General features: G+C 72.1%; 1 protein-coding gene. It reads left to right on the forward strand.

All coding sequences use genetic code 11. From position 1 onward, the window contains the following. On the forward strand, positions 1-1,499 hold a 1,499-nt coding region (locus H5J33_RS34945; protein WP_181798670.1), incomplete at its 5' end, for an alkaline phosphatase. Between the last annotated feature and the right edge of the window lie 5 nt (positions 1,500-1,504).

Consider the following 1,504-nt stretch of genomic DNA (forward strand, 5'->3'; position numbering starts at 1 on the left):
CCGCCGCCGCCGAGTTCGACGGCCGGAGAATCACCGAGGACCCCTTCACGCTGGGCGTGGCCTCGGGTGACCCGCTGCCCGGCTCGGTCCTGCTGTGGACCCGGCTGGCCCCGCAGCCGTACCAGCCCGACGGCGGACTGCCCGCGCAACGCGTCACGGTGCTCTGGGAGTTGGCCCACGACGCCGACTTCCGCCGGATCGTCAGGCGCGGCACCGCGACCGCCCACCCCGAGTTCAGCCACACCGTCCACGTCGAGGTGCCCCACCTGCCGGCCGACCGCGTGTACTTCTACCGCTTCCGGGCCGGCGCCTGGCTGAGCCCCACCGGCCGCACCCGTACCGCCCCGCCGCCCGGCAGCCGCCCCACCGCGCTCACCCTGGGCGCCGTCTCCTGCCAGGCCTACGCCGACGGCTACTACACCGCCTACCGCCACCTCGCCGAGGACGACGTGGACGTCGTCTTCCACCTGGGCGACTACCTGTACGAGTACGCCGTCAACGCCACCGGGAACGACCGCGAGTACACCGACCGCACCCTGCCGTCCCACTACAACCACGAGACGGTGACGCTGGAGGACTACCGGCTGCGCTACGCCCTGTTCAAGTCCGACCCGGACCTGATGGCCGCGCACGCCGCGCACCCCTTCGTGGTCACCTGGGACGACCACGAGACGGAGAACAACTACGCCGACGACACACCGGAGGACGGCGGCTCCTCCGAGGAGTTCCTGCTGCGCCGCGCCTCCGCCTACCGCGCCTACTGGGAGAACCAGCCCCTGCGCCGGCCCCAGCTGCCCACCGGCTCCGACATGCGGCTCTACCGCCGCCTGCACTGGGGCCGGCTCGCCCAGTTCGACGTCCTGGACACCCGCCAGTACCGCTCCGACCAGGCCTACGGCGACGGCTGGCAGTATCCCGGCCCGGAGTCCGAGGACCCGGCGCGCACACTCACCGGTGCCACGCAGGAGCGGTGGCTGATCGACGGCTGGCACGCCTCGCGGGCGCTGTGGAACGTCGTGCCGCAGCAGGTCACCTTCTCCCGGCGGTACAACACCACCGCCACGCCGTCCAAGGTTTCCATGGACTCCTGGGACGGCTACCCGGCCTCCCGCGAGCGGATCCTGGCGGGGGCCGAGGCCGCCGGCGTGGAGAACCTCATGGTCCTCACCGGCGACGTGCACGTGCACTACGCGTTCGACATCAAGCGCGACTTCGACGACCCCGGGTCCCGGACCGTGGGCACGGAGATCGTCACCACGTCGATCACCAGCGGGCGCGACGGAGCGGACCGGCCGGGCAACTGGGCCACCTACCTCGCGGCCAACCCGCACATGAAGTTCTACAACGGACGGCGCGGCTACGTCACCGTCACGCTCGGGCAGCAGGCGGCCCGCGCCGACTTCAAGACCGTCCCGTACGTCACCAGGCCGGGCGCACCCGTCACGACCGCGGCGTCCTTCGTCACGGAAGCCGGCGCCCCAGGACTCGAGCCGGCCTGACCACC

Origin of the sequence: Streptomyces sp. WELS2, from assembly GCF_013870595.1 — a bacterium.
In the GTDB taxonomy this organism is placed as follows: Bacteria; Actinomycetota; Actinomycetes; order Streptomycetales; family Streptomycetaceae; genus Streptomyces.